The 4,132-nt window shown below is 65.5% G+C and carries 2 protein-coding genes; one reads left to right on the forward strand and one right to left on the reverse strand.

The annotated features are described in order from the left end of the window. A partial coding sequence (locus EN939_RS23530; RefSeq protein WP_206528324.1) for a MerR family transcriptional regulator occupies positions 1-422 on the reverse strand: 422 nt, incomplete at its 3' end. Between the two features lie 455 nt (positions 423-877). Here EN939_RS23530 and EN939_RS23535 point away from each other — a divergent pair. After that, the coding region (locus tag EN939_RS23535) for a peptidoglycan-binding protein (RefSeq protein WP_127270050.1) at positions 878-4,132 on the forward strand (3,255 nt) is incomplete at its 3' end.

A 4,132-nucleotide genomic window follows, 5' to 3' on the forward strand; every position in this document is an offset into this window, starting at 1 on the left:
CTCAGCATCTGGCGCACCGCCGACATCGAGCCGCTCAGCTCGTTGATGGCGTCGTCGATCAGCGCCCTTTGCTTCTGCAGGCGGGCAAGCTGCTTTTCCGACTTGTCCAGCGCGAGCTTGAGCTGCTTGGTGTTTGAACCGGTCGGATCGTAGAGATCCATCATCTGCTTGACGTCACGCAGCGAGAACCCGACCTTGCGGCCAAGCAGGATCAGCTTGAGGCGGGCCTTGTCGCGGCGCGTGTAGAGACGGGTCGACCCGTCACGCTGCGGGTTGAGCAGGCCTTTGTCTTCGTAGAAACGCAGCGTGCGCAGCGTCACTCCATATTTTTTCGCCATCTCGCCGATGCGGACGAGGTCCTCGCCGGTTTCGGCAGATATATTGGTATTGGCCGCGGTCTCGCCGGCCGAGATAAGCTTCATGGTCACTGGCTTTCCCCGTCTGGTGGCGTCGCGGTCTCGGACCATGCGTCGCCTGACTGGAAGCGGGGGCCTGCTTCCAGTCGTGGTTTCAACAAACAAATCGCAAACATGCGCTCAATGCGCCTTTTACGTTTACGTCAATTCTATACCGATTGCCGCATGATGACGCAAGGGCGTTCTGCGCGCCGCCCTTTATGCCGCACCGTCAGGCCGGCAGCCGGCATCCTTTCAATTTCTTAAGTTTGGTTAACGCGTTGTTTACCACGTTGGGGGAAATGTGGGCGCGTCGGCTACCCGTGTTTATCCTGTATCGAATTTTTCACGGTTTTTCGGAGCGCGGGCGAGAGCCCGGGAAGCTCGTCTTCCGCCGCGGCATCGCCGCCGGTCGCCTTCGTTCCGATAGGGACCTGGGGGAACTGGCCGCGAGCCAGCCATTCTGAAAGACGGACGCACCGATGAACAGCAAGCGGTCCTATCTCGACACACTCAATGCCGGCAGGCAGCGCAGGCCGCAGACCACGCTCGAGCAGTTGAACCAGTCGCTGGAGACACTGGAGCAGCGGCTGGAGCGGACGCGCGAGGATCCGGTGGCACGTCCCGAACTCCGCCAACCCGATCCACGCCAATATGGTGCCGATGCGCGCTATCCCGCGGCCCGGCCCGCTGGCCAGCAGCGCTGGTACGAGGACCCGCAGCCCGCGTCGCGACCGAAGAGCCCGATTCAGGGAGCCGCCGCTTTCGAGCAGAACTATCAGGCCATTGCCCGCGACATTGATCGCGTGCGCGGCCAGGAGGACGGCGTTGCCATGGTCGGCAAGATCGCCGGCGAATTGCGCGGCATGCGCGAGGAATTGCGCCACCAGATGACCGCAGGCCTGCAGCGGGAATTCGAAGCGCTGCGCAAGGACATCGAGCGGGCTTTCCAGTCAGGGGCAAGGCCCGGTGCTTCGGCCAAGGGCAGTGCTGAACTCGGCCTTGAGTTCGAGCGGCTTTCGGGCGCCATCCAGACACTGGCCGAGAAGAGCGACGACAGAAGCGTCAACATGCTGCGGCTCGAACTCGAACAGGTCAAAGCCGCACTCGAAACGCTGGCACGCGAAGAGAGCGTGCAGAAGGTCGACCGCCGCTGGGACGATTTCGATCGCCGGTGGACGGCGTTCGAAGACCGCGTCGACGCCGACCAGCGCAAGCGCTCGGACGACCCGGGCCTGTCTGCTCTGACCGCCCGGCTGGAGCAGATCAGCAATGCCGTCAACAATTTGCCGGAATCGTTGTCGCTGCGCTCGTTGGAGGAGAAGGTGCGCACGCTTGCCGGTGCCGTCGACCATTTGGCCAGCCAGCAGGACAATCGCGGCAGCGACACGCTTGGCATGATCGACGAGCGGCTGGACGAGATTTCCCGCGCCATCGTCGCATCCACGGTCGCCGCGCAAGCCAATTCATTCGACCACGAGGCTTTCGAGCGCATCGAGAGGCGGATCGACTCACTTGCCAGCCAGATCGAGGAAGTGGCGCAGGATCGTCCAGGCAACGCGGTCATGGACCGGTTAAGCACGCTGTCGGGCCGGGTTGACGAACTCGCCGGCCGCGCCAATCTGCCGGAGCAGGCGATGGAGCGCCTGGCCAAGCAGATTGCACTCATCGCTGACAAGATCGACCAGGCACCAGCCATGCCTGACGCCGACTACATCTTCCATGGGCTGGAGCAGCGCTTCGACGTGCTGTCGAGCATGATGGAACGCCGCCAGGGTGACGCCATCGAACAGGGCAACATGCTGTTCCGCGATCTCGAACGCAGGCTGGATGAGGTTGCCGACAGGCTGGACCAGCGCATGCCGCAGATCGACAGCGCCGGCATCATGGACGCCATCGATGCCCGCTTTACGGCGCTCGCCAAGCGTATGGAAACGCGTGTACCCGATCCCGCGGGCGAAGCCGCAATCCGCGGCCTGGAGAGCCGGCTCGAAGACATTTCAAGCCGGCTGGATGCGTCGGCCGCGCAGGTGGCCGGCATCGATCCGGCGCTGATCCGCAGCCTGGAAGCACAGGTTGCCGGCCTGTCCGCCCATCTTTCCAGGCCCAGCACCCCGCTGCCGGAATTCGAGGACATCAGCCCGCGTCTCAACGAAATTGAAAAGTCGCTCGCAGGAACCCGCGATTCCATCCTTGGCGCAGCGCGCGAAGCCGCCGAGAACGCGGTGCAATCACTTGCCGGTTCGAGCGCCAATACGACCGCTGTTTCCGGCCTCGCCCAGGATTTGAAGACGCTTGAAACGCTGACGCGGCGCTCCGACGAGCGCAATTCGAGAACGTTCGAGGCCATCCACGACACGTTGCTCAAGATCGTCGACCGGCTGGGTTCGCTCGAACCCGGCGAGCCGGTCGAGGCGATGAGCGAATTGCTGGATGCGGCACCGGTCGAGCCGAGCAACTGGCGCGGCGTGCGGCGACCCAAGATGGCCGTGGACGCGCCATCGATGGATATCGATCAGCCCCTGCCATTGACTGGGGACTTGGCCGATCTCGATGGCCGTGCCGCCGCCATCCTGCGCAACGAGCCGGGTGCTCGTAGCGATCTGGGCGGCCTGGGTATGGGAACGCGCACGCCGGCCGAAGCCGCAGCGGCTGCGGCCATGGCTGCTCTCGGCTCCGACACAATTGTCGAGAAGAACGAACAGGCGGGCGGCCGTAGGTCGATGTTCGGCGGACTGGCCCGCGCCTTTAAGGGCAAGAAGGAGGCGGACATCCCGCCACTGGCCGGCTCTGCGCCGACTGCCCCGATCCCGAGCGTCGATCTCGACGAACCGCTCGATCCGAAAATGGCCAACCGGCCGCTGGAGCCCGGTTCCGGCGCACCTGACCTCAACGCCATCATGAAGCGCGTGCGCGACGAGCGCGGCCAGCCTGCCAAGCCCAGCGACACCGACGCCGCGAAGTCGGATTTCATCGCCGCTGCCCGGCGCGCGGCCCAGGCCGCGGCCGCCGAGGCCGATGCGCTGAAGCGCCAGTCGACGGTGACCGGACCGGTGAAGGCACTGCGGATCGGCGACCTGCTCAAGGCACGGCGCAAACCGATCCTGATGGGGACAACCGCGATCCTGCTGGCACTGGGCGCCCTGCAACTGGGCAAGGCCTTCTTCGCCGATCCGGCCCAGGTGGCGAGCAACGATGTTGCGCCGATCGTCGCCTCGCAGCCGGTGCAGACCGCCTCGCTCGATGCCGCCGGCCAACCTAAGATGGACGCGCAGCCCGCGGCAGTGGAAAGTGCGCCTGACCACACCGTCAGGCAGGCCGAGCCGTCCGCACCGGCAACCAAGGACGACATGGCCGCGCAAAGCATGATTGCCACGCCGCCAGGCGCCGAGCCGCCGATGGATGCCGCGCCGACCGCAGAGCCGGTTCCCGCGCCCGTCGCCTCGATTACATCGGCCGATGCGAACCCGGCGATGTCCGGGACGACAGCCTCGGCTGCGCCGGCCTCGACCGTTCCGGTCGCCGCGGAAGCCGCCGACACCGACGCGCAGCCTATGGCGACTGAGCCGACCGCCGCTAAGGACACCACGGGCGCGGTTCCGCCAGCGGACGCTTCGCCGGCGACGACGGCAAAGTTCGACATTCCCGCTGACGCCGGCCCTGCCGCCTTGCGTGATGCCGCCGCCAGCGGCGACGCCAAGGCGCTGTTCGAGATCGGCTCGCGCTATGCCGAGTCG

The sequence above is a fragment of the Mesorhizobium sp. M7A.F.Ca.CA.002.05.1.1 genome (genome assembly GCF_003998335.1).
In the GTDB taxonomy this organism is placed as follows: domain Bacteria; phylum Pseudomonadota; class Alphaproteobacteria; order Rhizobiales; family Rhizobiaceae; genus Mesorhizobium.